A 24,589-nucleotide genomic window follows, 5' to 3' on the forward strand; every position below is an offset into this window, starting at 1 on the left:
GCCGGTGTTTCGCACCGGCGCCGGGTTCGTTTAGGACCTGTGCATCACGAGCAGCAGCGAGTGGCGTTTGAGTCGATACGGCCGACATTTTGTGCGGGTGCGAGAGCTCAAGGATTTTGAGCAGCGTTTTATTCGACTGATCGTCGATGAACCCAACGTGTTGCATGCGCGCCATCAGGCGCTCTTTCGCTATGCGTCGGCGCTCGGGCAGATGAATCTCTTTCGGGCTCCCGAGGGGAACGACGTCTCGTTGAGTGAGGACGTCGACAGCCTGCGGCGGTGGATGGTCGAGTCGCTGGTGCCGCTCTTGCCCGAAAACGGGCAGGCCAGGGTGGACTCCCTGCGTGAAATCGCTCCGGTGCTGGCCATGCGGGTCGAGCAGACCCGCTCCCAACTTCTGACTCGCCACCTCAACAGTTTCGGGGCCGAACATCTCGACGCTGAATTGCGGCAGAAGCGCCTGGTTCTGGTGCTTGGTGGCGGAGGCGGCGCGGGGCTTGTGCACCTGGGGACCTTCGCCATGCTCAAGGAGCTGGGGCTGACCCCGGAGCTGATTGTGGGCAGCTCCATGGGGAGCTTGCTGGGATTGGTGCGCGCCATTGATCGCAGCTACGATCCGATTTCGGTCGCGCTGGCGATGCCCAGAAACCTCGACTACAACACGCTCTTTCGGCCCTTTACCGGGTATTCACGCTTTGGGTTTCCGGGGGCGTTCCACCTGAATATCATGCGCCTGGCGCGGGAGATGTTTCAGCAGCTTCTGGGCAGCGGGATGCCGCGTTTTGACGAGCTCCCGATCAAGCTGGAGATCGTGGCCACCGGGGTGCGCAAAGGCTTTCATTTTGACGACCGGGAGTACGAGCAGTCGAGCGACGAGGGGATGACCCCGCTGGCGCTCCGGCGCAAACTTAAGCTCTTCTTCGGAGCGGTGCGTCAGCTCTCCAAGAATCCACGTCTTCTCACGCAGGTGGTCTTCGGCGCGGAGCCCGGCACGGAACACTTCCCGGTGATCGAGGCAGCCGGGTTTAGCTGCTCGGTACCGGGGCTTTTGCATTTCGATGTGTTTCATGACGATCCGGAGACCATCGCACCGCTGGAGAGCGTGTTTTCCCGTCATCAACTCCTGCGCCTCTGCGATGGCGGCGTGGTCAACAACGTGCCCTCGAAAGTGGCCTGGGAGTCAGTGCAACGAGGTTCGGTGGGATCGCGTAACGCGCAGATTCTGTCGTATGACGCGTTTGCGCCGCTCTCCACCGGACGCAACCTTATCTGGATCCCGATTCAGCAGATTGCACGGCCGGCGGTGGTGGCGAATATGCCCTACGCCTCCTACCACAAGACGTTCCGCACGCCGCCCAGTCCTTTGCAGATCATCGTCAACAGCTACTCCAAGCTCAAACGCATCATTCAGTCGGCGCGCGATGAGCTGGAATCCGATGTGCCCTACATCCGCGAGTCGATGAAGGAACTCCCCCCGTACGGGACCTGGGAGATCGACTAGACGAGCCAGTCGGTGTTGCCCGGATCTTCGGCGGGCAGATGCAGCCTCAGCGGCCCGTCCACCGGCAGCGTGCGCAGCAGGCGCTCCCCCTCCAAAACCTTTACCTGAAGTTCAATCTCCGACTCGCCGGCGGCCTGGAGAGCTGCGCGATCCGTGGCCAACTCCCAGCACTGCGCGTAGGCGTGGTTTACAAGGATAGCCGGGGGCTCGGCGCTGGCAGCGTTGCCCGGGGAGGCGCCGGCGTGCAGGTGGATCCGGTGGAGGTGCGCGGTGTTGCTCAGCCCCAACTCCAGGCGATGCGCCGGAGTGAGGTCGGGGCCCGGGTCCAGACGCAGGTAGAGGTGTTGGGCGTCGCAGCCATACAGGAGCTGGTCGAGGTAGCGGGTGGTTTCAAACATCGAGCCGTAGCCGCTCTTGGGCAGGTAGCGGCCGGCGCCCTCCCAGTCAAAGAAGCCTCCGCGGCGCCCGTCGATGCGTGGCGAGATGAAGTGCTGTGGGAGGCGGTGAACAGCCTCCGCGTCGCCGTGTTTCCCGGTGTGGATGGGGCGGCGTAGCGCGTCGGGTGGGCGTTCTCCGAAGACCTCCCAGACGCGCCGAAGCAGGGCCCGGAAGAGGTCATCGAAGAGCGCGTCCTGCTCGGAGCTGAAGTCGTCGCCGTACCACCAGAACCAGTCGGAGCCCTGGGCCATCATCAGCGACTGGTGTGCCGCGCTGGCCGCGCGTTGCTCCGCTTCGTCGACGGGGGCCGGGCGGCGGCGAAGAAAGTCGCGGGCCTGTGCGAGGAGGGTCCAGGCCAGGTTGGTTTCCGGGTGGCCGATCCAGATCTGATAGTTCCCCAGGATCCAGGAGCCCGAGTGCAGTGTTTCGAGCGTTCCGGGCTGACCTCCCTCCTGGAGGTGCGTGCTGGGCGTGGTCGGGCGAAGCACGGGATGAGCGACCAGGCGCGTGTAGAGGGCCTCCAGAAAGGGGCGGCCGTCGTCGGGATAGTGCTCCCAGGGGTTCTCACCATCGAGGATGATCGCGACCACCGGGTGAGGGCAGCTCGCCGCGCGGGCGATGCCTTCAAGCGAGGAGACCAGGTCGTCGGCGGCCTCGGCCGCCGGGCGGCGAGCGTAGTCAAAGCCAATGCGATCGCTGAGACCGTGGTCTCGAAAGAAGATCGCCGGACCGAGTTCGGTCAAGCGCCAGGAGCGCCAGAGGTCGCGGTCGCGCTCAAACTCCAGGGAGTTCGCCAGGATGGCTTCATCGGTGGCGACCCAGCTCAGGTTGGCCTCCTCAAAAAGCGCCAGGGCTTCCGGAGACACCGAGCCCTCGGCGGGCCAGAGGCCGGTGGCACGTCGGCCAAAGATATGTTCGCCGAGTTCCAGAGCGCGATCGATATGCCAGCGGGCGTCGTCTGGTGCCTGAAGGCGCTCGGGGGTGGGGCGCTCAGGCGTGGCGCGTCGGGCGGAGTCGGTGTCGATCAGCAGGGGCATGATCGGATGGTACATCGGGGTGATGCTCACCTCGATCTGCTCGCGCTCCCAGAGGCGACGGTAGAGTGGGAGGACGCGCGCCATGATCGTGAGGTGCAACTCCAGGAGTTCCTGGCGATCGTTGAGGGAGAAGCCCCGTCCCTGGGCACGCCAGCGTCGGATGGCCTCATAGTCCCGGGTTGCCGCAAAGCCACACCAGGCCAGGTTAAAGAGCATCTGAAGATCGCCAAACTCCTCCTCGCCCCAGGTTTGGGCGCAGGCCTCCTCCCCGTGTTCAGTGCGCCTGGCGAGCAGCTCGGCGTAGCGCGGCAGCGACGCCACGCCATGGGTGTGATCGAGGCTGAAGAAGTGATGCACCAGCGCCTGGCGAGTCTCATCATCGAGGTCTTCGGGGGGCGTCAGCGACCAGCGCCACCAGCGATCGCGACGCCCTCCTTCGACCCACTCCTGGAGCTGGCGCAGCAGGCTGCCGGAGAAGTTAAAGGTGGCCCGCATCTGCGGGTGCCGCTCCATGAGCCAGGCCATGTCGAAGTAGGATTTGACCGCATGGAGTCGCACCCAGGGCAGCTCAAAGTCGCCCGCTTCGCCCGCGCCGTAGTAGGGCTGATGGAGGTGCCAGAGAAAGAGCACATCGAGTGGTGAGGAGCTCATTGCTCGAACTCGTAGCCTTTGGGAACCACCACCACGCCCTTATCGCTGACCGGGAAGCGGGCGCGATCCAACTCCTCGTCGTAGCCGATGACGGTGTCGGGCGGGATGACCACATCTTTTTCGATGATCGCCTTGCGAATGCGCGCGCGTCGCCCGACTTCGACCTGCTCAAAAAGCACGGAGTCTTCGATGGACGAGTAGGAGTTGACGCGCACGCGCTGAAAGAGCACCGAGTTGCGGATGGTGCCCCCCGAGACGATGCATCCCTCGGCCACACTGGAGTTGATGGCCTGACCGACGCGGTTGGTGGCCGGGTCGTCGTGCACGAACTTCGCCGGCGGGTAGTGCTGGTAGTGGGTGCGGATGGGCCAGCGTCGGTTGTAGAGATCGAACTGGGGCTCGGCGCTGATCAGATCCATCGATGCCTCCCAGTAGCTGTCGATGGTGCCCACGTCGCGCCAGTAGCTGCGTTCGCGCTCGGACTGCCCCGGGATGTCGTTGGTGGAAAAGTCGTATACGAAGCAGGCCTGGTGGCCGGAGCGCACCATGTTGGTGATGATGTTTTTGCCAAAATCGTGCGCGCTCTCATTATCGTGCGCGTCGCGGATGATCTCCTCGACCAGACCGGGGGTCTTGAAGATGTAATTGCCCATGCTCGCCAGGCACCACCCGGGACGGTTGGGAATGGGTTTGGGATGGGTAGGTTTTTCGGCAAAGCCGACGATGCGTTGCTCGTCGTCGATTTCCAGGATGCCAAAGGCCGAGCCCTGCTCCAGAGGCACCGGGATGGCGGCCACGCTCAGGTCGGCGTCGCGTTCCCGGTGTGTGGCAAGCATCTGGCCCACATCCATCTTGTAGATATTATCGCCCCCGAAGACGCAGACATCGCGGGGCTCCTCGTCGTAGATGAGGTTGAGATTCTGGAAGATGGCATCGGCGCTGCCCTGGAACCATTGCGGACCACGGCGCTGCTGGGCCGGCACCGGATCGATGTAGTGATCGATGAACTGCGCCAGATGCCAGCCGCGGCTGATGTGGTTTAACAGGGAGTCGCTCTTGTACTGGGTAAGCACTTTGATCTTGTAAAAGCCGCTGTTCACAAAGTTCGACAGCACAAAATCAATGATGCGGTAGCGCCCTCCGAAGGGTACCGCGGGTTTGGCGCGGTCGAGGGTCAGAGGTCGCAGGCGCTTACCTTCGCCGCCTGCCAGAATCATGACGAGAACGTCATTCATAGCGTGGTCCACCGGGTCAAAAGAGAGACGAGTGGAGCGAGACGGCGGCTCCGCGAGTAAAGGGTACGGCGCGGGACTGCGAATTGTAGGGCTAGCCGGGCGGAATCAAGCCCAAAAAGTAAGCGGCGCCGGCTCCCAGGAGGACGACGAGCAGGGCCACGATGAGTGCGGTTTTACCAACGCCTCCGGAAGCCGGGGCGGCGCCCGGACGATGTGCCGGAGGCTGAGGTTCCATAGGTGCCGGCGGGGCCGGTTGCGACGAAGGCATCGGCCCGGGTTGACCGGGCTGGACCACCGCATCAGCCGGCGAGGCCTGCGGCGCGCGCGCTGACCCGGGCAGGGTTGGCGGGCGTCCCTGGGAATGGGGCTTGCGGGACGCAGCAGTGCCCGGGCCTTTGATGGCCTGGAGGGCCGAGGTGGAGCGGCCCAGATCGGCCAGCCCGGCTTCCTGCCAGGAGCCTGACTCCCCGGAGGAGGGCTGCTCCGGAGGCGCGGCGACCTCGCCAACGCTGGTTTCGTTGCCAAATCCCAGATCGGCCCACATGCGCGGATCTTCAAACTCGCCGGTGCCACTACCCGGCTGGGAGGCTTCGCCCTGGTCGGGCAGGGAGTCGTAGTGCTGGGTGAGGTAGAGGTCGAGGTCCTGAATCTCTTCGAGGCTCTTGAGCTGGTTGAGCTGCTGCTGGATGGCCATATCCACGGCCATGTCCTGCACGGTGCGCGCGCGTTTGGGGCGCTTTTCAATCACGGCGCTGACCAGGTCGGAGAGGTCGTAGCTCGTTACCACCTGGCCATGAGCAAAGAGGAAGGTGGCCAGCTGACGACCGAGCTCCTCGGCGCTCTGAATGCGCCTGGCCGGATCGCGCTCCAGCGCCCGGGCCAGTACGGCTTCGAGTTCTGCCGGAACGTCGGGGCGCAGCTTGCGGATCGAGGGGATCTGAGCCTTGCGTACCAGCTGGAGCGTGCCGTAGTCCGATTCTCCCAAAAAGAGTCGGCGCCCGGCGAGCATCTCCCAGAGCAGGATGCCGACGGCGAAGATGTCGGTGCGCGCGTCGACTTCCTCGCCATGCGCGGCTTCGGGGGAGAGGTAGCCGAATTTGCCTTTGACGACGCCGGGGTCGGTGATTTCGGCCTGACTCTTGGCTTTGGCCAGACCGAAGTCGGTGATTTTGACCTCGCCGGCGCGCGAGATCAGCACGTTGGGCGGACTGATGTCGCGGTGCACGATCCCCAGGGGGCGGCCGCTCTGGTCGACCTTCTCGTGGGCGTGCGTGAGGCCTTTGCAGATCTCAATGGCCATGTGCACGGCCTGAGCCACGCTGATGCCCTGCCCCTGGCGGGCGATAAATTCGATGAGCTTTTTGAGGTTGGTGCCGTCGACGAACTCCATGACGATGAAGTAGGTGCCGTCGGCAATCCCCAGGTCGAAGACCTGCACACAGTTGGTGTGGTTGAGGTGCAGGCTGACCTTGGCCTCGTCCAGGAACATGCGCACAAAGCGCTCGTTCTGGGTGAGGTTGGGCAGGATGCGCTTGATCGCGACGAGCTTTTCAAAGCCCTGCAAGCTGGTGGAGTTGGCCTTGAAGACCTCGGCCATACCGCCGGCGTCGATGCGCTCGATGACTTGATATCTGGGTTGCGCCATGAAGGGCCACACGTCGCGTTCGAGGTAAAGTCGGAAAGGGAGGCGTGCGGAGTATAGCCCAGGGATCGCGCCGGGCCAACCGCATCTCGGGGGAGCAGGCGTCCGGGGGCAAAAATCAGGTCAGGTTACGCAGCGTGGGGTGGACCGGGCGAGTGCGAAGGCCGCGCAGCCGGTAGAGATCGACGTGTTCACGCTTACCCTTGAGGCGCGTTGGGGGCAGTTTCTCGCTGGTTACCAGGTTGGTGACTTCGGCAAAGGTCGATTGCCCCACGACCACCTCGCCGGGCCCGGCCGATGCGCAGATGCGGCTGGCGGTGTTCACCGCGTCGCCCATTACCGTGTAGTTCATGCTCTTGGTCGAGCCCATGTAGCCGGCGACGACCTCGCCGGTGTTGAGGCCGATGCCGATCGAGAGGGTATGCCCCTGGGCGTCCTGGCGGTTGGCGTTGAAGGTGTGCAGGATCTGCTGCATCTCCAGCGCGCAGCGCACCGCCCGCTCGGTGTCATCGGGGTGTGAGATGGGTGCGCCCCAGACGGCCATGATCTCATCGCCGATGAACTTATCGAGCGTGCCCTCGTATTTGAAGATCACATCGACCATCAGCTCAAAGTACTCGTTGAGCAGCTCGACGACCTGCTGGGGCTCGTGACGCTCGCTGTACGAGGTAAAGTTGCGGATGTCGGCGAACATCACCGTGGCCCGGCGCAGCTCGCCACCTTTTTTGAGTTCCAGGCGGCCGCTGACCACCTCCTCGACGAGCTGGGGAGAGAGCAGGCGATGGAGCTTCTCGCGGGCGAGGATCTCGCTCTCCATCTGCTTGAGCAGGCGGTGATGCTCAATGAGCATGGCAGCCTGACGGGCAAAGCCACTTAAGATCTCCAGATCCTTCTCGGTAAAGGCGCCGCTGGCCACCTTGGAGTCCAGATGGATCACGCCCAGGATCTGCTCATCCAGCAGCAGGGGCACGCTCATCGTGGAGCGGATGTTACCCAGGATGATGGAGTGCGCCCCGGAGAAGCGGCTGTCCATCATCGCGTCCGAGGAGAGCACGGCCTGCTTCTCTTCGATGACCTCGTTGAGGATGGTGCGCGAGATCCGGACATCGCCCACGTGGACCTGCTCGGTACGTCCGCGCACGACCATGGGGACCAGGCGATCGGTGCCCTCCAGGCGCAGCAAGATCACGCCGTGATCGGCCGGGAAGATCTCAAAGGCCTTCTCCAGGATCTTCTCGAGCAGGATGTCGAGATCGGTCTCCACGCCGATGGACTGGCCGAGCTCGTGGGCGATGCGCAGCTTCTCGTAATCCTGGCGCAGGGCGGTGGTGTCGCTGATCTGGCTCTCGGGCAAGAAGCGCGCGCTGATATTCTGGGCGATGCGGTTGCGTACGTGGCTCTCCAGCTCGTCGGTGTGAATCGTGACTTTGTTCTGGGAGCGACGGTCGGTGGGATCTTCCTGAAAGATCAGATCGGTGGCGCCCACGCTGATGGCGTCGCCGTTGTGCAGGAGCTGCGGCGCATCGAGAAGCTGGCCGTTGAGGTAGGTGCCGTTGCGGCTGCCGCCATCGCGCACCACAAAATGGCCCTCGATGTTGCGTTCGATCAGGGCGTGCTCTTTGGAAACCACCCGGTCGAGGATTTGAATATCCTGCTCGGGGTGGCGACCAATGCGCGTGATGTTGTTGAGGACCTGCGTGCGCTGAATGCCACGCGTGTCGCGATAGATGACCTTCGCCATAGCCGAGCTCGGTAAGAGGCAGTGCGTCAGATTTTCTATCGAAGTTTGCCTTCCCTTTCAACGCGCGTTCGCGTTACAAGCCGGCGCTCTCACGCCGAGCTAAGGGGTGGCGAGCGGGCGGCTCGCGGGGAATGTGGCCCGGGCTGCCAGCCGTTGTTTGCGCCCGGAGTCCTGCCGGCTGAGCCCACCTGTGGAGAAGAGATGGAGTCTGACGAAGCGCGGATCTTGTTGGTCGACGATGAGGTCGCCCACTTAAAGACCCTGGAGCGCCTGTTTAAGAAGGAGGGCTACCAGGTGGCCACGGCCGAGGGCGGTCAGCAGGCCCTGGATCTCTTGCGGGAGCAGCGTTTTGAGCTGGTGCTCACCGATCTGATGATGCCCGACATCGACGGCATGGATCTGCTCAAGCTGGTGCAGGCGCTTCAGCCCCAGGCCGAGGTCATTTTAATGACTGCGTTTGGCACCGTGGAGCGCGCGGTGCAGGGGATGAAAGAGGGGGCCTACGACTTTGTGGCCAAGCCGATCAAGCGGGCCACGATCTTAAAAGCGGTGCGTCAGGCCCTGGAGCGGCAGGCGCTGGTCGAGGAGAACCGTGAGCTCAAGGCCCGGCTGGCCGAGGTCGAGGAAGAGCGCAGCGTGGTCGGCCAGGCCCCGTTGATGCGTGAGGCCGTCGATCGGGTGCGTCAGGTAGCCCCCAGTGATGCCACCGTGCTGATTACCGGGGAGAGCGGCACCGGAAAGGAGCTCTTTGCCCGGATGATCGGAAGGCTCAGTCAGCGGGCCGACAAACCTTTTGTGGCCATTAACTGCGCAGCGCTGCCGGAGTCGATCCTGGAGAGCGAGCTCTTTGGCTACGAAAAGGGCGCGTTTACCGGCGCCACCCAGCGCAAGATCGGTCGCTTTGAGGCCGCCCACGGTGGGACCCTCTTTTTGGATGAAATCGGCGAGCTTTCGCCCCAGGTCCAGGTCAAGCTCCTGCGTGTGTTGCAGGAGGGGGCCTTTGAACGCCTGGGGTCGAATACGCCCACCGAGGTCGATGTGCGGGTGGTCGCTGCAACTCACAAAGATCTGGAGGCGGAGCTGCAGAAGGGCACGTTTCGCGAGGATCTTTATTACCGACTAAATGTCATCGACATCAAAATCCCCCCGTTGCGCCATCGGATCGAGGATGTGCCGCTGTTAAGTGAGCATTTTCTGAGGCGCTATAACTCCAAAAACCGGCGCGATATCAGCGGGTTTAGCACCGAGGCTCGGCGCGCCCTGGAGGGGTATCACTGGCCGGGGAACGTGCGGGAGTTGGAGAATGTCGTGGAGCGCGCGGTGGTGCTCGACCGCGATGGCCGTATCGATGTCGACGACCTTCCCTCACAGCTGGTAGAGCGTCCGGCGAAATCGCGTCACATCACCATCCCGCTGGGGACGTCGCTTGAAGAGATCGAAAAGCGCGTGCTGCACGAGACGCTGAAGATGACCCAGGGAGATAAAAAACTCGCGGCCAAGCTGCTGGGCATCGCCACGCGTACCGTGTACCGGAAGCTTTGAGCCAATCGAGATGACAAAATGTCATCGGGTGGGCGCAGATCCGGGGTCGATTGACAAAATGTCAATTTCGGGGGGCGGGCCGCCGAAGTTCGGCGGCGGGATACAAAAAGATGCGTCAAAAAAAGATGAAGAAAGGTCGCATAAATAAAGGTCGTGACGGTGTTGTGAAGCGTGGAGTGTGCCGGGTTGGGATGATGTGGCGTGGTTTTTGCATTTTGTTCGGCTGAAGTGCCGCTGAAAGACCTCCGCGGTGCGATGACGCCCTGCGGATAAGCCGCGACGAGACGAGAGCTATGGAAGCGTTTTTTCGAAAATATCAGACCGCCATTATTCTGGCCGTGCTCGGAACGGGCTCGCTGCTGTCGGCGCTGATGGTCAATAACTTCGTGGCCGCTCAGCTCGCGCCTTTTACGGTGCCCGAGGCTCCGGATTACGAGGCGATGCGGGAGCAGGGGGAGCGCCAGAGCGCGCGCCCTCGTCAGGAGAAAGGGTGGAAGAGCGCCATCACGGAACGCTGCCTGTTCGGGTGTGCCGAAGAGGTCGACCCCAACGTCTGTCCGGAAGGCTGCGGCGATGGCGAGGTCTGCGAGGCCGGGCAGTGTGTGCCGGCACCGGAGGACGGGGCCGGGGGCGATGATGTGCCCACGCTCAGCGACCTGAATCTGGTGCTGAGCGGGGTGATGGTGGCCCGCAACCCACGGTGGTCGATGGCCATGATCAAAGACAACACCCAGAACAAGACTTTGATGGTCGGGGTGGGTGACCTGGTGGCCGAGGGGGCCGAGATCGTGGAGATTCGTCGAGATCGGATTTTTGTGGAGCGCAACGGCAAGCTCGAATTTATCCGGATGGAGGGGGCCATTGGTGGCGACCCGAGTGCATCCGGGGCTCCGGCAAGCCGGGAAGGGGGCAGCGCCCGGGCTCGACGGGCTCCGGGGCAGGAGAAGGCGGCTAAGAGCGAGGCTGCGTCGGCCGCCGGCGGTGTGCAGCAGCAGGGGCCCAATGCCTACAAGGTGGATCGGGCCATGATCGAGCGTCAGCTGGCCGATCCCACCGCGTTGACGCGGCAGGCCCGGGTGATGCCGAACTACCGTGACGGGGAGCCCAGCGGGCTGCGTATGGTAGGCGTGACGCCGAGCAGCTTTTACTCCCAGATGGGCATCCGCAGTGGGGATATCCTCCAGTCGGTAAATGGCTCGGCGATCACCAACCAGCGTCAGGCCCTGGAGCTGCTCGAGAAGTTGCGCAACGAGAAGAAAGTGGTCATCGAAGTCGAGCGCCGTGGGCGGGTTGAGAAGCTCGAATACACCATTGAATGAACCCGGTGAGTTTGGTGGTGCGGTGGCGCCGCTGTGAGACCGGTTGTGATAGCCCGCGCAGGCGGGCGATTGAGAACACGATGCGAATGAACGTTTTGAACTCCCAACAGCAAGAGACGATCGTGACGAAGGCAGTCAATAAGAGCGCACGCCGGCAGCGGCGAGCTGCGGTGGTGGGCGCGTTGATATCGGCGATGTTTCTGGGCGCGGCGCCCTCGGCATTTGCGCAGGGAGCGGCCAGTTCGGATGAGCCGGCGGTGCTGAAGCGTGGGCAGCGCAGTCCGTCGGCCCAGAGCGACCAGGCGCAGGGCCAGCAGGACGCCCAGGGTGGCGAGCGCTCCGAGACGACCTGGCAGGAGCAGTTCAACCTGCCGCCGAACTTCGATCCCGGCTTTCGCGCGCGTCGCACTCCGGCGAACACCCGGGTGACACTCGACTTCCGGCAGTCCAGCCTGGAAGACGTGGTGAAGTTCTTTTCGGGGACGATGAACATTAACTTCATCATCGCCGACAGCCTTCAGGCCAATAAGACCATCACGATCATGGCGCCCGAGGAGGTCACGCTGGCCGAGGGGTATCGGGCCTTTTTGGCGGCGCTCAACATGAACGGTCTGACGGTGGTGCCGATGGGCAACTTCCTCAAGATCGTGGAGTCGGGTCAGGCCATCACCGAGCCGCAGCGGGCGTATGAGGCCGGCGATGCGATCCCCAATGAGGCCCGCATGGTCACCGCGATCGTGCCGGTGGAGCGCGGGGATGTGGCCGAGATTCAGGAGGTGATTTCTAACTTCCTCTCCTCCAGCGCCTCGGTGGTGCCCTACGGTTCCAGCCTGATCATTACCGAAAACGCGTCGAACCTGCGCCGGGTGCAGTCGCTGGTGGAGCGTCTGGATCAGGGGGAGTCGGCTTCAAACCTCTACGTGTATCGAGTGCTGCACGCCGATGCCACGGAGGTCTCGGAGCGACTTAAGGAGATCTTCGATACGAAAGATGGCACCACCAGCGCGGCGGCGCCGCAGACCGCGGCCCAGCGTCGGGCGGCGGCGCGGGCACGGCGCTCGGGGAGTCAGCCGGCCGAGGCCGAGAGTTCGGCCGAGAGCGGAACGCTGGATGTGCAGATCACCGAGATCATTGCCGATGAGCGCACCAACCAGCTGATCATCGTCTCCAATCAGCGCTCCTTTGAGCGTATCCGCGAGATGATCGAGATCCTGGATGTGCCGACTGCCGTGGGCGGTCAGGTGCATGTGAAGTTTCTGGAGTACGCTAACGCCGACGAGCTCTCCCAGACCCTGAGTCAGCTGGCCAGTGGAGTGCAGTCGCAGCAGGGGCGCGCTCAGGGGCAGCCGCGCGCCCAGACCACCGGCTCGGAGGGGGTGGGCTCGATTCTGCAGGGCGAAGTTCAGATCACCGCCTACAAGCCGACCAACGCGCTGGTGGTCGTGGCCTCGCCGCGGGACTACGTGGCGCTGGAGCGGGTCATCGACCAGCTCGATGCGCCGCGTCGTCAGGTGTATGTCGAGGCCGTGATCATGGAGATCGGTCTGGATATCGATCGCAAACTCCAGATCGGTGCCAATAGCCTGCTGACCCAGGATATGGCCTTCCTGCTTCCAGATGAGCTTGTAAGCTCGGGAGCGGTAGAGGACACCCGAGGTTATGGTACCTGGCAATCGAACTTTAGTGGGTCTACTGAGATGGATGGGCCGGGAGGAGGTTTGGGGTTGGTGGGGCCGATGTTGTCGGTACCCGGGACGTCGATCTCGCTGCCGACGTTCGCGCTCCTTTTGCAGGCCTCTCAGACCGATGATTCGGTGAACATCCTCTCGACCCCCTCGATCCTGACGATGGACAACGAAGAGGCCGAGATCGAGGTTGGGGAGCGCGTCCCGATCGCGCGCACGCTGGGAGTGGGTGGTGGCCTGGGGAGTAGCCTGTTGAACGCGGGAGTCGCGGCGGCCGGAGGGGCCAGCGGTGCGCTGAGTGGCCTGGGAAGTGCGGCCGGCTTGCTCGGTGGCGTGGGTGGCCTGTTGGGGGGGGGGACTCAGTTCGACTACGAAGATGTGGGCATTACGCTGCGCATTGTCCCCCAGGTAAATGAGAGCGACTACGTGCGTTTGGAAGTCGACCAGGAAGTCAGTGAGCTTAAGGGCGCCGGTGGCTTGAGCGCGGCCACGCCTACCCGGACTCGCCGCAACATCAGCACGACGGTGTTGGTGCGAGATCAGTCGACCATTGTGATCGGTGGTCTGATGCGGGACGTCGAAAACGAGACCATTAATAAGGTGCCCTTCCTGGGAGATATCCCGGTGGTCGGGCTGCTCTTCCGCAATACCAGCGTGCTGACCTTCAAGCAGAACCTGGTGTTGATGCTCACGCCCTACATCATCGAGAGCGAGGAAGACATGCAGAAGATCTACGAGCGCAAGATGGAAGAGCGCCGGGAACTGATGCGTCTCTTTGCCAGTCGCGACATGGAGTACATGGCGACGGTGAACTTCCAGAAGAAGAGCGGCCTGCTGGAGCGTATGCGCCAGCGTCTGAGCAGCGTGGTGACCGAGGAGGAGGCGCGTCGTCAGGCACTTGAGCAGTTCGATGACGAGGGGCCGCGTTATCGCATTCTGGGCGGTTCGGAGGCTGAGAGCGCCGAGCCGGCCGGTGAGCCGAGCGAGCAGCCCGCCCCCGAGGGTGCGCAGCCGCAGGGCGAGGAGTAAGGCATGTATAACCGTCAGCCTCTGGGCGAGATTCTGATGCAGATGGGCAAGCTGGAGCCTTCCGGGCTGCAGCGGGGCCTGAAGACGCAGGCCGAGAAGGGGGGGCGTATCGGCGAGCTGCTCGTGGAGATGGAGCTGGTCAGCGATGAGGATGTCGCGCTGGCGCTCTCCCGGCAGCTGGACTACCCCTTCGAGCCCAAGATCGAGGCGGATGCCATCGACCTGAGCCTGTTGGAGCGCCTGCAGCTGGGCTGGGCGCGCGACAACGGCGTGCTGCCCTTTGACGTGCGTCGCGGCTTTGTGATGGTGGCCACCGACGATCCGTTGGCGGTCGAGGTGCTCGATGAGGTGCGTTTTTTAAGCGGCATGGAGGCGATGCCGGTGGTGGTCCCCACCACGGCTTTGCAGGAAGCGATCAACAAGGCGTTTGATCGCAAGAGCCGTCAGCTGGGCGCCGGGCTCGATGAGCTCGACGAGGCCGAGAACCCACACGCCGAAGAGGCCAGCCTGGACATCAATGACCTGCTCGACGCAGGGGATGATGACGAGGCGCCGGTCATTCGCTTTGTGAACAGCCTCTTTGTGCAGTCGGTGCGAGAGCGGGCCAGTGATATTCATATCGAGGCGGGCGACAAAGAGATCACGGTGCGTTTCCGCATCGATGGGGTGCTCAAAGAGGTGGCCAGTCCGCCCAAGCGTTTTCACTCCTCGATCATCACGCGCATCAAGATCATGGCCGGGCTCAACATCGCCGAGAAGCGCCTGCCGCAGGATGGTCGTATCCGCATCAAGATGGCGGGCAAAGACATCGACATCCGTGTGGCGACGGCGCCGGCGGTGCACGGGGAGCGCATCACGATGCGTCTGCTCGACAAGTCGGCGGTGCTTTTGAACCTGCGCGACATCGGTATGGCTGAGGATCATCTGCGCGACATGATGCGGCTGATCTTCCGCCCGCACGGCATCATTCTGGTCACCGGTCCCACCGGTAGCGGTAAGACGACCACGCTCTACAGCGCGCTCAGCGAGATCAACAGCCCGGATAAGAACATCCTGACGATTGAGGACCCGGTCGAGTACCAGCTCGAGGGGATCAGTCAGATGCAGGTCAATCCCAAGATTCAGCTGACCTTTGCCGCGGGGCTCCGTAGCTATCTGCGCCACGACCCGGACGTGATCATGGTCGGGGAAATCCGCGATGTGGAGACGGCGGAGATGGCCATTCAGGCCTCCTTGACCGGTCACCTGGTGTTTTCGACGCTGCACACCAACGATGCGGCCGGGGCGTTCACTCGCCTGACGGACATGGGCGTGGAGCCTTTCCTGGTGAGTTCGACGGTGATCTGCTCGCTTGCCCAGCGCCTGGTGCGGCGGCTGTGCAGCGAGTGCAAGGTGGCGTATCAGCCGACCGCCGAGGAGCTGATGGAGGTGGGGCTGACGCCGGCGGTGGTGGCCGAGCGCACCGGTGGGCACCTGTTTAAGGCTGGTGAGGACTCCAGCTGCCCGAACTGTCTGGGGCTGGGCTACAAGGGCCGGATGGGCATCTACGAAATCATGCGGGTGGAGGATGAGGTGCGGCGGCTGGTGATGAACCGCGCTGACGCTTCGACCATCAAGCGGGAGGCCGGCCGTCAGGGCATGCGCAGCCTGCGGGATGATGGCGCGCTCAAGATTCTGGCCGGCAGCACCACGATTGAAGAGGTGATGCGGGTCACGCAAGAAGACTTTGTTGAGGCGTAAGCCCGGGCTTAAAGGCACAAAGGTATGCCGGTTTACGAATACAAAGGCCTGAATAAGGCCGGAAAGACGGTGAAGGGGATTCTCGACGCCGAGAGCCAGAACGCGCTGCGTCAGTCGCTCAAGGCCAAGGGGATCTTTGTGACCGAGGTCTTCGAGGGGCGCGGAGGGCGCGCCGGCGGAGGCAGCGGAGATGTGGAGCTGGGCAAGCTGCTGGAGCGGGTCTCACTGAGCGATATCGCGGTGCTCACCCGCCAGATGGCCACCCTGATCCGTGCGGGGATCCCGCTGGTCGAGGCGCTTAACGCGCTGACCGAGCAGGCGGAGAAGGAAGAGCTCAAGCGCACGCTCAGCGATGTGCGGCGCAAGGTCAACGAGGGTTCCAGTCTGGCCAATGCGTTGAGCGATCACCCCAAGCACTTCAGCAATCTCTACGTCAACATGGTCAAGGCCGGGGAGAGCTCGGGCAATCTTGATATGGTGTTGAGTCGCCTGACGGACTTTCTGGATGCGCAGATCGAACTGCGCGGCAAGGTCATCGGCGCCATGATTTACCCGCTCTTGATGATGGTGGTGGGGATCGTGGTGCTCGGGCTGATCTTCACGTTTGTGATTCCCAAGGTCACCGCGATTTTTGAGGACCAGGGCGCGGCGTTGCCCTGGATCACGTCGGTGCTCATCGGGATCAGCAATATGCTCAGCAGTTACTGGTTCATCGTGTTGCCGCTGATTGTGGGGGCGGTGGTGGGCTTTGTGCAGTGGAAGCGCACCGAGAAGGGCACGCGGACCTGGGATCGCTTTATTTTGAAGACGCCGGTGGTGGGGCCGCTGGTGCGGATGATCGCCATCTCGCGCTTTGCCAGCACGCTGGGCACCTTGCTGGCCAGCGGGGTGCCGCTGCTGACGGCGATGGACATCGTCAAAAACATCCTGGGGAACACCCGGCTGGTCGAGGTGATTGAAGATGCGCGGGTCAACATCCGCGAGGGTGAGAGCATTGCGCAGCCGCTGAAGCGCTCCGGGGAGTTTCCGCCCCTGGTCACCCATATGATCGCGGTGGGTGAGGCCTCCGGGCAGCTGGAGGAGATGCTGGAGAACGTGTCGATCAGCTACACCCAGCAGACCGACATCCGCATTCAGGCAATGACCAAGATTCTGGAGCCCTTGATGATCGTGGGGCTCGGTGTGGCGGTGGCGGTGATCGTGTTTGCCGTCATGATGCCGATTTTGAAGCTCAACCAGACGGTGATGTGACACGCTCTGGCCGAGAAAAGTCCACCTTTAGACGCGACACCTGTGTGGCGTCATCTGCACGCGAGGCCGCGTGCTTCAACAGCAAGAGGAGCAAGAAGATGAAGATGATGAAGCGACGCGAAGCGATGGTTCGGGCAGCGGCTAACATGAAGTCGGCCCGCGGGATGACGCTGGTGGAGATCATGATCGTGATCACGATCATGGCCTCGATCATGGGTGTGGTTGGCGTCTTTGTGTTCGGGGCGATTGACCGGGCCAACGAGCGCACCGCCACCATCGAGATTCAGCAGCTCAACCAGCTGGTGAACTCCTTTTACCTGACGACCTCGCCCAACCGCCTGCCCAACGAGCTGGAGGAGATGACTCAGGGGGCGGCGCCCTTGACCAAGGACATCCCCAGCGATCCCTGGGGCAGCCCCTACGTGTATGTCAAGAATGGCAACCGCGACTTTGAGATCTTCAGCGTGGGCCCGGATGGCAGCGAGGGCACCGAAGATGACGTGCGCCCCGAGTAAGGGCTGAGAGGCGGGAGACGCTATGAAGACTCTGCGAGCACGGCTGAAGCTGTGGCGCGCCTTACCAGGGCGCGGACGGCATCGGTGCGCGCGGGGGATGACCCTGATCGAGATCCTGGTGGTGCTGGTGATCGTCGCCGGGCTGATGGGCGCCGGGATCTCGATGATGGGCGTGCTCACCAAGAGCAAGCTTCGCGATGAGGCGATGCGACTGACCTCGGTGATCAAGTACGCGTACAACCAGGCCGCCTTAAACAACACGCAGTATCGTCTGGTGCTCAACCTGGAGACTGGCGAGTACTTCACCGAGATGAGCGAGGCGCCGGTGGTCGCGCCACAGCCCGATGATGACTTCGCCGAGGGGTTGCTCCCGGAGGAGGCGCGGGCGTTGGAGGAGGAGCATCGGCAGAACAAGCGCTCGCTTTTTGATGAGAGCGAGGACGATCCCTTCGGCGTGAGCCGCCGGGTGGGATACGAGCGGGCCGAGGAGGCGGTGGTCAAGCTCACCAGTCTGCGCAACGGCATCGAATTTGAGAGCGTGCGCCTGGCCGGGCGAGAGCTGCCCTTGACCCGGGGACGCGCGGCGTTGCGCTTTTTTCCCAACGGATTTCAGCAGGAGGCCGTGATCGTGCTGCGCGATGAGAGCGGCGGTCGCTACAGCCTGGTGACCGAGCCCTTGACCGGGCGGGTGCGTATCTACAGCGGCGACTGGGAGCCGGAGGGCGACTTCGGAGAGGTGGAGCGTGATGATTAACAGGCGTCGCACATCCCGGGGGTTTACGCTGGTGGAGGTGTTGATCGCGCTGGCGATTCTGGCCTCCGCCCTGACGATTCTGATGGGCACGGTCTCTCAGAGCGGTCAGCAGTCGGTGTATGCCAGTCGCCTGACCACCGCGAGCCTGCTGGCGCGCGGAAAGATGGTGGACCTGGAGTACGTGCTCAAAGAGGAGGGTTTCAACGCCAGTCAGCGGCAGTTCTCCGGGGACTTCTCGAGGGAGGGCTACCCGGATTTGCGCTGGGAGGCGACCGTGGACCCGGTGGAGATTCCGCCGGAGGTTGAAGAGACCTTCATGGCGCAGGTCAACAGCCAGCTCTTTGGCGGCGTGGACTCTCAGGGGGCGATGCAGGGCAACGCCGCGTTCAGCGCGGCGTTGCCGGTGTTGATGGCGCAGATTCCGGTCTTCGTTAACCAGGTTGGCGAGCGGGTGCGCCGGATCAATTTGAAAGTGTACTTCGACTACCTGGGGCGTGAGCAGCATATCGAGGTCGCCCAGTACGTGGCGGACCTGGAAAACAGCGAATTCCAGATGTTTGGCAGCCCGGATGAGTTCTCCAGCGAGGCGGAGGACCTGCGATGAGACCGGGCGCGCGCGCAGCCAGCGGGGCACGAGGCTTTACGCTCATTGAGGTGATGATCGCGATGGCGATCATGGCCGGTCTCACCGGGATCGTGTGGGTGAGCGTGTCGCAGATGTTTCAAACCCGCGATGCGGTCGACGCGCGCTTTGAGCGTTACCAGCTGGTGCGCCTGGCGATGAACCGCATGGCCAACGAGATCGCCATGGCCTACGTGGCCGGACCGCAACACGGCGGTGAGATCGTACCGGGGGAGGAGGCTCTTTATGAGAGTGAGGAAGAGCAGCTGAGCATGCAGCTTCGCGAGCCGGTGCAGTTCGGGATGATCGGTGGCGAGGACGAGATCAGTTTTACCGCCTTCGCCCATGTGCGGGTGCTCGAAGACGAGCGCGCCAGTCATCACACTCAGATCGGCTATGAGGTGCGCCGCGAGATCAACGAGGCAGGCGATGTGGTCAACCGTCTGGTGCGCCGCTCGCACGCGAACTACGTCGATGACATCACCCGTGGCGGGGTGGTGCACACGATGATCCCGGAGGTGGAGTCGCTGGAGTTTGAGTACTGGGATCCGGGTCCGGTGGATATCGGAAGCGAGCGTGAGATCGCCCAGGGGCGCTGGGTCAGCGAATGGGATACCACTCGCCGGGAGCACGCCGGGCGCCTGCCTACCCGGGTGCGTATCACTCTGGTGATGCCTGCCCAGGGCCCCCGCGGAGAGTCGGAGGTCTTCACGACTCAGACCACGTTGGGGATGACCGAGCTGCTGGAGTACTGATGCTACGTCTGATCGCAAAGAGTACACACCGGCTACTGCGGGTGATGGATCGCCCGGTGCCCACGCCTTTTGATGGACGCCCGCGGGGCGTGGCGTTGATGTTGGCGCTGGTCACGCTGGCGATCCTCTCCACGGCGGTGGTGGAGTTTGCCTACACCGCCCGGGTCAACACGGCGATGTCCACCAACGAGCGCGACAAGCTCAAAAGCTACTACCTGGCCAAGAGCGGGGTGAACCTCTCGCGCCTGCTCTTGAGCCTGCAGTACGCGCTCCAGGATGAGTCGCGCCAGACCGACGATGAGACCGGCCGGATGATCGGCCGAGCGATGCGGCGCAGCAACTTCCAGCTCTACCAGTACATGGACATTTTGCTCGGGCCCTTTAACTCCGGGAAGGTCGAGATTCCCCTGGCGAGCATCGATTTGAGTTCGATGGGCGTGAGCGGGTTCGGGGAGTTTACCGGCACCTTTGATGTGGATGTGGTCCCGGAGGAGGGACGTATCAACCTCAACCAGTTCGCCGGTGAAGAGCTCAACGAGGGCGATCTGCTGATGCTCTGCTCCATGATGCTCGATTCGCGCTACGACTCGATCTTTGAAGTGAAAGATGTGAACGGCGACACGATGAACCGGGCCCGGATGATGGAGCGCATCATCGACTTTGTGGACCTGGATCAGGAGCAGGTCACCCTGGGAGATGATTGCACCATTCGCGGCAGTGGGGGCGACGAACAACGCGTCTACGAGCGGGATGAGGCCAAGGTGGAGCCGCGTAACGCGCGCCTCACACATCTTGAGGATATTCACCGGGTGATGGGGGTGAGCGAAGCGTTTATGGAGGTGTTTGGCGACGCTTTTACCGTCTATGACGTCGACCGGCCGAATCCCAACGTGGCGAGCTTCCCGGTGTTTTACGCGATCCTCTGCCAGAACCTGGAGCTCGAAGGCGTGGACAGCGGCGGGCAGGGGCTGGGCAGCTTGTGCGCCAACAACCCGCAGGTGGGCCTTCAGGTGATGTATTTTGCGATGGCGCTTGACGGGGTGCGGGCCTTCTTTGAGAACCCGCTCTCGATGTTTATGGCCTACGTCGGTTCGAGCGAGAGTCGACTGCTGCCGGGGGCCGAGGTCGGCCAGCCGGTGGCGTTTTTGAGGCGGAGTCAGCTGCCGGAGTACATCGAGGGCTTTAAGACGAATCCGCAGCTGATGGCGCAGTTTATTAACTACTCGCCGGCCTATCAGGTCATGGCGATGGAGAACCCGCAGCTGGTGGTCGATCCGCTGGTGCCGGCGTTTCCGCAGTGGGCGGTGTCGTTTAATCGTTCGGGGTTGTTGCGTTCGATCAGCACCAGTCAGTCGTCGATTTATCGGATTAAAAGTACCGGGACTTATGGAAGTTCGAAGGCCGAGATCGAGGCGGTGGTGGACTTTGGTAAAACGCAGCGTCGCTTGCCCGACGAGCGTCTCTTTGAGGCGCTGCAAGGGGAGGAAGACGACGAGGAGGCCAACGAGGAGGTGGAGGAGCTTCGCTCGGCGTTGAAGTCCTCTCGTGAGGAGATGGCCAAGGGGCGCGTGTTGTATTGGCGGGTGCAATAAGGCAGTTAGCGAGGTGCTTCGGGGATAAGGCCCGGGCGCTTTCGGGAGATGGATAGATGGCAAATCGAATTGTAGGACTGGACATCGGGGCGTGGTCGCTCAAGGCGGTGGCGCTCGATGTGCTCCAGCGCCCGGTGGAGGTGGTGGGCTTTGCCGAGGTGGCGCTGGCGGCGCTGGCCGAGGAAGGTGCGCCGGTCTCCGAGGTGGAGCAGGCCGAGCTCGAAGGGGCTGGGTCTGAGGCTCCTGAGGATGCGGAAGCGGCCGGGGCTGAAGACGCGTCGCCCAAAGAGGGCGAGGAGGAAGAGCTGGAGGCGGTGGTCCCGCAAGCGCAGCCTTTGCAGGCCCCGTGGGTGCGGGCGCTTAAAGGGCTTATCGACCAGGGCTTCTTCGAAGGGGTGAGTCGGGTGGTGGCCACCATGCCCAACGGCGATGCGCTCACCCTGCGCCTGGAGGTGCCCTTTGAGGGCAAGGCGCAGGTGAGCTCGGTCTTGCCGCACCTTTTGATGGGCAGCCTGCCGATGCCGCTGCAGCGGGTCACCTACGACTTTGAGGTGATGGCGGGCAAGGGCGACGAGGAGTGGGAAGCGCTGGTGGCGTTTGTGGAGAGCGAGCGCCTGGGGGCGCTGCTCTCTCAGATGCAGTCGGTGGGGGTGGACCCGGCGATGATCGGCATTCCGGAGCTGGCGCTGCGCCTGGCTGCGGAGCGGGCGATGATGCTCGACGCGAGTGCCTACGCCGTGATCGATTTTGGTCATGCGCATACGCGTTTGCTCATTCAGGATGGCGAGCGCACGGTGGTCGCCCGCACCATCAAACAGGGCGGGGAGCACCTCAGTCAGGGGCTGTCCGAGGCGTTTAACCTGAGCCTGAGTGAGGCCGAGCGCCTCAAGCATCAGCGCGCGATGTTGGACGTGGATGCCACAGAGGCCGACGAGGCCCTGGTTCGGATCAGCCAGGTGTGCGGCGATGTGGTGGGACCGCTGGTCCGCGATCTGCGCAGAACGTTTCAGTCAGCCTACGCCCGGGATCGGGTGCAGGTTGAGGCGATCTTTATGTGCGGCGGCGCCAGCAGGCTCAAGGGACTCAAACCCCACCTGGAGCGCGAGTTTGGCGTGGCGGTCAGCCCCTTGAGTGTGGAGCTGGCGGTGGCCGAGGAGGCCGCGGTGGCGTTTGGGGGCCGCCAGCCAGAGGCGGCCCTGGCGCTGGGCGCGGCGCTGATGAGCGTGCGCGAGAAGGGGCAGCCCGAGCCCATCAACCTGCGCCAGGGGGCGTTTGAGTTCCGGGGCAAGTCGAGCTACGTGCGCGCGCAGTTCACACGGCTGGGAATCGCCGCCGCGGTGCTGGTGGTGCTGGGGCTGGGCGTGCTCTTGATGCAGCGCCTCGATCAGCGGGCTCAGCTCGACGCGATGAAAGACGCCGTCGCCGAACAGACCCAGGCCCTCTTTGGTGAACGCCTGACCTCACCGGCGGCCATTCGCGCGCGTCTGGGAGGGGCGGCGGGCCCGGAGCGGGGGTTTGTGCCTCTGATGAGCGCCTACGAGCTTCTGCACCTAATCACGCGTGGGACCGCGAGCGCCGGGGAACTCCAGCTGGATCGCATCGATATTGATACCGACCGTCAGCTGATTCAGATGGTCGGTGTGACCGACAGTCCGCAGTCGGTCGACCAGATCGCCGCCCAGCTGGAGCAAGAGGAATGCCTGCGCGATGCCCGCAAAGAGAAGGTGACCGTGCAGGGTGATAACCGCGTCCAGTTTGAAATTCACGTCACCAGTGATTGCTCCTGAAAGGCCTGAGACCGACGATGAGTGAAGAGCAAAAAGAATCCGGAAAAAAAGGTCTGGCCGAGTCGATCGCCAACCTCTCAGATCGGGAGCGCAAGCTTCTGGGGCTGATGTTTGCGACCTTTGCGGTGCTGGGCATCTTTGTGACCGTGATGTTGGTGCAGCGCTCGCTGGCCGATATTGAATCTGAGACCCAGACCTACGAAGACGTCCTGAACCTGTTGGCCACCGCCGCGCCGGATTACCTGGCGCAGGAGGCCGGCGGGGCGGTCGACCCGCGGGTGGAGCGCTTTAGCGACGAGGTGCTCGACAACAACACCGTGCAGCTGACCAGTCTGGTGGCCACGCACGCCACCGCCGCCAATATCTCGGTATCGAGCTACGATGAGGATCAGTCGCCGCTGGGTTCGACGCGCGGCAGCAAGGATGGGCCGATCATCGTCGAACGCACCCTGAGGGTGGACATCCGGCGCGCCGAGATGAACGCGCTGATCGATCTGCTCGATCGCATTGAGACGAGCGGCGATCCGGTGATCATCAAGCGTGTGGATGTCCGTTCGGTGGGCGGCGAAGGCATGGTGCGTGCGCAGGTGGTGGTGTCCACCTTCCAGCGTCGCGCACAGGAGGAGAGCTGATGCGAGAGCGACTGGCAGAACTGTGGGAACGCCCGGGCATTCGCCTGCTGGCTTACGTGGTCTTTGCGGTGTCGATGTTCGCCCTCTTCTTGCTGCTGACCTTTCCGGAGCGGCGAGTGCGCCAGATCGTGACGGTGCAGCTGGAGAAGGCGCTGGGGCATCAATATGATGTGACGATCGCCGAGCTGGGGATGTGGCGTCTGACCGGGGCGAAATTCGAAGGCGTGCAGCTCAAGGAGCGCGTCTCGGCCACCGAGCGCGTGGGCGTGGAAGGGGGACTGGCCAAGCAGATCTACATTGAGCGGATTTCGGCGCGTTTTGCTCCCCTGGGCAGCTTGCTGCGCCGGGGGGCCACGGTGAACTATCAAGTCGACATCGGTGGCGGAGTGCTCGAGGGCAGCTTCACGCAGTCGAGCAGCCGGAGGCTGGTCACCGTGCAGAGCGACGAGCTGGATCTGCGCCAGTCGACGTTGCTGGCCTCGTTGCTGGGCATCCCGGTCTTCGGGCAGCTCGATACCGACATTGAGCTGGAGCTCCATCCGAGCCGCCCGGTGCTGACCGGGGGAGAGATCGCGTTGACCGGGCGTCAGTTCACGGTGGGCCCGACCACGCTCAACGCCGATAGCCTTCCGGTGGCGCTGGATGTGCCGATGACCAACTTTGGCAACATCGTGGTTCGAGCGCATGTCGAGAGCGACGAGGGCGGGAAGGATCCTCGCCTGGTCATCGATGAGTTCCAGACTCGGGGGCGTGATATCAACACCGAGATCTGGGGTCATGTGGAGCTGGGCGCGCAGATGGGTCGGAGCCGCCCCCGCCTGGAGATGCGCCTTCAGGTCAACGAGGAGTACGTCACGGCCAACAGCCTGGGCGTGGTCTTTAACATGGCCGAGTTCCGCAAAGGGCGTCATCAGGACTGGTACGGTTTTACGCTCGGTGGCACCTTCCAGGACCTGGCGTTTCGGGGCGCGGCGACCGCCGCCCGCGGGCCTACGGAGCAGGCTGCCGAGCCGGCCGAAGAAGCCCAGGACTGACCCTCATAACGCTCGCCTGGCACGGGCCGGAATGTACGGGCAAAGCGCGGCGTTGGCCGCCCGTAGCCCGTGCTCTGGTATGGCCTG

Annotated in this window: 18 protein-coding genes; 14 read left to right on the forward strand and 4 right to left on the reverse strand. The window is 63.2% G+C overall.

Annotated elements, in window-relative coordinates:
• Window positions 1–67 precede the first annotated feature (67 nt).
• Window positions 68–1,501, forward strand: coding sequence for a patatin-like phospholipase family protein (locus DL240_RS07880; RefSeq protein ID WP_146618175.1), 1,434 nt, complete (start codon window positions 68–70; stop codon window positions 1,499–1,501).
• Here the strand turns inward: DL240_RS07880 and DL240_RS07885 are convergent.
• The 4 genes from DL240_RS07885 to DL240_RS07900 form a co-directional block, all read right to left on the reverse strand.
• Window positions 1,498–3,627, reverse strand: a complete 2,130-nt coding sequence (locus tag DL240_RS07885) for a glycoside hydrolase family 57 protein (RefSeq protein ID WP_111729335.1) — start codon at window positions 3,625–3,627, stop codon at window positions 1,498–1,500. The two genes, DL240_RS07880 and DL240_RS07885, sit on opposite strands and share 4 nt — an antisense overlap.
• Window positions 3,624–4,862, reverse strand: a complete 1,239-nt coding sequence (gene glgC, locus DL240_RS07890; RefSeq protein WP_111729336.1) for a glucose-1-phosphate adenylyltransferase — start codon at window positions 4,860–4,862, stop codon at window positions 3,624–3,626. The genes DL240_RS07885 and glgC overlap by 4 nt, the downstream gene beginning before the upstream one ends.
• Window positions 4,863–4,953: 91 nt before the next feature.
• Window positions 4,954–6,507: a serine/threonine-protein kinase gene (locus DL240_RS07895; RefSeq protein ID WP_146618176.1), complete on the reverse strand. Its 1,554-nt coding sequence runs from the start codon at window positions 6,505–6,507 to the stop codon at window positions 4,954–4,956.
• A 115-nt stretch (window positions 6,508–6,622) separates the two neighbouring features.
• Window positions 6,623–8,245 (reverse strand): adenylate/guanylate cyclase domain-containing protein, encoded by a 1,623-nt coding sequence (locus DL240_RS07900; protein ID WP_111729338.1) that lies wholly within the window; start codon window positions 8,243–8,245, stop codon window positions 6,623–6,625.
• 201 nt (window positions 8,246–8,446) lie between these two features.
• Between DL240_RS07900 and DL240_RS07905 the strand changes: the two genes are divergently transcribed.
• The 13 genes from DL240_RS07905 (at window position 8,447) to gspN (ending at window position 24,502) form a co-directional block, all read left to right on the forward strand.
• Window positions 8,447–9,787 carry a sigma-54-dependent transcriptional regulator gene (locus DL240_RS07905; protein WP_111729339.1) on the forward strand — a complete coding sequence of 447 codons (1,341 nt, stop codon included), beginning with the start codon at window positions 8,447–8,449 and terminating at the stop codon, window positions 9,785–9,787.
• Window positions 9,788–10,080: 293 nt separating this feature from the next.
• The gene (gene gspC, locus DL240_RS07910; RefSeq protein ID WP_111729340.1) at window positions 10,081–11,106 is read left to right on the forward strand and encodes a type II secretion system protein GspC; all 1,026 of its coding nucleotides are present in this window, start codon (window positions 10,081–10,083) and stop codon (window positions 11,104–11,106) included.
• An 80-nt stretch (window positions 11,107–11,186) separates the two neighbouring features.
• Window positions 11,187–13,820 carry a type II secretion system secretin GspD gene (gspD, locus tag DL240_RS07915; protein WP_158542431.1) on the forward strand — a complete coding sequence of 878 codons (2,634 nt, stop codon included), beginning with the start codon at window positions 11,187–11,189 and terminating at the stop codon, window positions 13,818–13,820.
• 3 nt (window positions 13,821–13,823) lie between these two features.
• A complete protein-coding gene (gspE, locus tag DL240_RS07920; protein ID WP_111729342.1) occupies window positions 13,824–15,560 on the forward strand; it encodes a type II secretion system ATPase GspE in 1,737 nt (578 codons plus the stop codon).
• Window positions 15,561–15,584: 24 nt separating this feature from the next.
• On the forward strand, window positions 15,585–16,811 hold the full coding sequence (gene gspF / locus DL240_RS07925; RefSeq protein ID WP_111729343.1) for a type II secretion system inner membrane protein GspF: 1,227 nt from the start codon (window positions 15,585–15,587) through the stop codon (window positions 16,809–16,811).
• A gap of 98 nt (window positions 16,812–16,909) precedes the next feature.
• Entirely contained in the window at window positions 16,910–17,326 is a 417-nt protein-coding gene (locus DL240_RS07930) for a type II secretion system protein GspG (protein WP_111729344.1), read from the forward strand.
• 22 nt (window positions 17,327–17,348) lie between these two features.
• Entirely contained in the window at window positions 17,349–18,080 is a 732-nt protein-coding gene (locus DL240_RS07935) for a pilus assembly FimT family protein (protein ID WP_111729345.1), read from the forward strand.
• A complete protein-coding gene (locus tag DL240_RS07940; protein ID WP_111729346.1) occupies window positions 18,073–18,684 on the forward strand; it encodes a type IV pilus modification PilV family protein in 612 nt (203 codons plus the stop codon). The genes DL240_RS07935 and DL240_RS07940 overlap by 8 nt, the downstream gene beginning before the upstream one ends.
• Window positions 18,681–19,457: a type II secretion system protein GspJ gene (locus DL240_RS07945; protein ID WP_111729665.1), complete on the forward strand. Its 777-nt coding sequence runs from the start codon at window positions 18,681–18,683 to the stop codon at window positions 19,455–19,457. Before DL240_RS07940 ends, DL240_RS07945 begins: the two co-directional genes overlap by 4 nt.
• Window positions 19,457–21,049 carry a type II secretion system protein GspK gene (locus DL240_RS07950; RefSeq protein ID WP_158542432.1) on the forward strand — a complete coding sequence of 531 codons (1,593 nt, stop codon included), beginning with the start codon at window positions 19,457–19,459 and terminating at the stop codon, window positions 21,047–21,049. Before DL240_RS07945 ends, DL240_RS07950 begins: the two co-directional genes overlap by 1 nt.
• A gap of 56 nt (window positions 21,050–21,105) precedes the next feature.
• Entirely contained in the window at window positions 21,106–22,836 is a 1,731-nt protein-coding gene (pilM, locus tag DL240_RS07955; RefSeq protein WP_111729348.1) for a pilus assembly protein PilM, read from the forward strand.
• A gap of 17 nt (window positions 22,837–22,853) precedes the next feature.
• Window positions 22,854–23,468 (forward strand): hypothetical protein, encoded by a 615-nt coding sequence (locus tag DL240_RS07960; protein WP_111729349.1) that lies wholly within the window; start codon window positions 22,854–22,856, stop codon window positions 23,466–23,468.
• The gene (gspN, locus tag DL240_RS07965) at window positions 23,468–24,502 is read left to right on the forward strand and encodes a type II secretion system protein GspN (RefSeq protein WP_111729350.1); all 1,035 of its coding nucleotides are present in this window, start codon (window positions 23,468–23,470) and stop codon (window positions 24,500–24,502) included. Before DL240_RS07960 ends, gspN begins: the two co-directional genes overlap by 1 nt.
• The last annotated feature ends 87 nt before the right edge of the window (window positions 24,503–24,589 follow it).

It is taken from the genome of Lujinxingia litoralis, from assembly GCF_003260125.1.
Classification (GTDB): Bacteria; Myxococcota_A; Bradymonadia; order Bradymonadales; family Bradymonadaceae; genus Lujinxingia; species Lujinxingia litoralis.

Excerpts from the sequence above, each read along its gene's own strand:
- DL240_RS07885 (WP_111729335.1), bottom strand. The coding sequence starts at position 3,627 with ATGAGCTCCTCACCACTCGATGTGCTCTTTCTCTGGCACCTCCATCAG.
- glgC (WP_111729336.1), bottom strand. The coding sequence starts at position 4,862 with ATGAATGACGTTCTCGTCATGATTCTGGCAGGCGGCGAAGGTAAGCGC.
- DL240_RS07895 (WP_146618176.1), bottom strand. The coding sequence starts at position 6,507 with ATGGCGCAACCCAGATATCAAGTCATCGAGCGCATCGACGCCGGCGGT.
- DL240_RS07900 (WP_111729338.1), bottom strand. The coding sequence starts at position 8,245 with ATGGCGAAGGTCATCTATCGCGACACGCGTGGCATTCAGCGCACGCAG.
- DL240_RS07905 (WP_111729339.1), top strand. The coding sequence starts at position 8,447 with ATGGAGTCTGACGAAGCGCGGATCTTGTTGGTCGACGATGAGGTCGCC.
- gspC (WP_111729340.1), top strand. The coding sequence starts at position 10,081 with ATGGAAGCGTTTTTTCGAAAATATCAGACCGCCATTATTCTGGCCGTG.
- gspD (WP_158542431.1), top strand. The coding sequence starts at position 11,187 with ATGCGAATGAACGTTTTGAACTCCCAACAGCAAGAGACGATCGTGACG.
- gspE (WP_111729342.1), top strand. The coding sequence starts at position 13,824 with ATGTATAACCGTCAGCCTCTGGGCGAGATTCTGATGCAGATGGGCAAG.
- gspF (WP_111729343.1), top strand. The coding sequence starts at position 15,585 with ATGCCGGTTTACGAATACAAAGGCCTGAATAAGGCCGGAAAGACGGTG.
- DL240_RS07930 (WP_111729344.1), top strand. The coding sequence starts at position 16,910 with ATGAAGATGATGAAGCGACGCGAAGCGATGGTTCGGGCAGCGGCTAAC.
- DL240_RS07935 (WP_111729345.1), top strand. The coding sequence starts at position 17,349 with ATGAAGACTCTGCGAGCACGGCTGAAGCTGTGGCGCGCCTTACCAGGG.
- DL240_RS07940 (WP_111729346.1), top strand. The coding sequence starts at position 18,073 with ATGATTAACAGGCGTCGCACATCCCGGGGGTTTACGCTGGTGGAGGTG.
- DL240_RS07945 (WP_111729665.1), top strand. The coding sequence starts at position 18,681 with ATGAGACCGGGCGCGCGCGCAGCCAGCGGGGCACGAGGCTTTACGCTC.
- DL240_RS07950 (WP_158542432.1), top strand. The coding sequence starts at position 19,457 with ATGCTACGTCTGATCGCAAAGAGTACACACCGGCTACTGCGGGTGATG.
- pilM (WP_111729348.1), top strand. The coding sequence starts at position 21,106 with ATGGCAAATCGAATTGTAGGACTGGACATCGGGGCGTGGTCGCTCAAG.
- DL240_RS07960 (WP_111729349.1), top strand. The coding sequence starts at position 22,854 with ATGAGTGAAGAGCAAAAAGAATCCGGAAAAAAAGGTCTGGCCGAGTCG.
- gspN (WP_111729350.1), top strand. The coding sequence starts at position 23,468 with ATGCGAGAGCGACTGGCAGAACTGTGGGAACGCCCGGGCATTCGCCTG.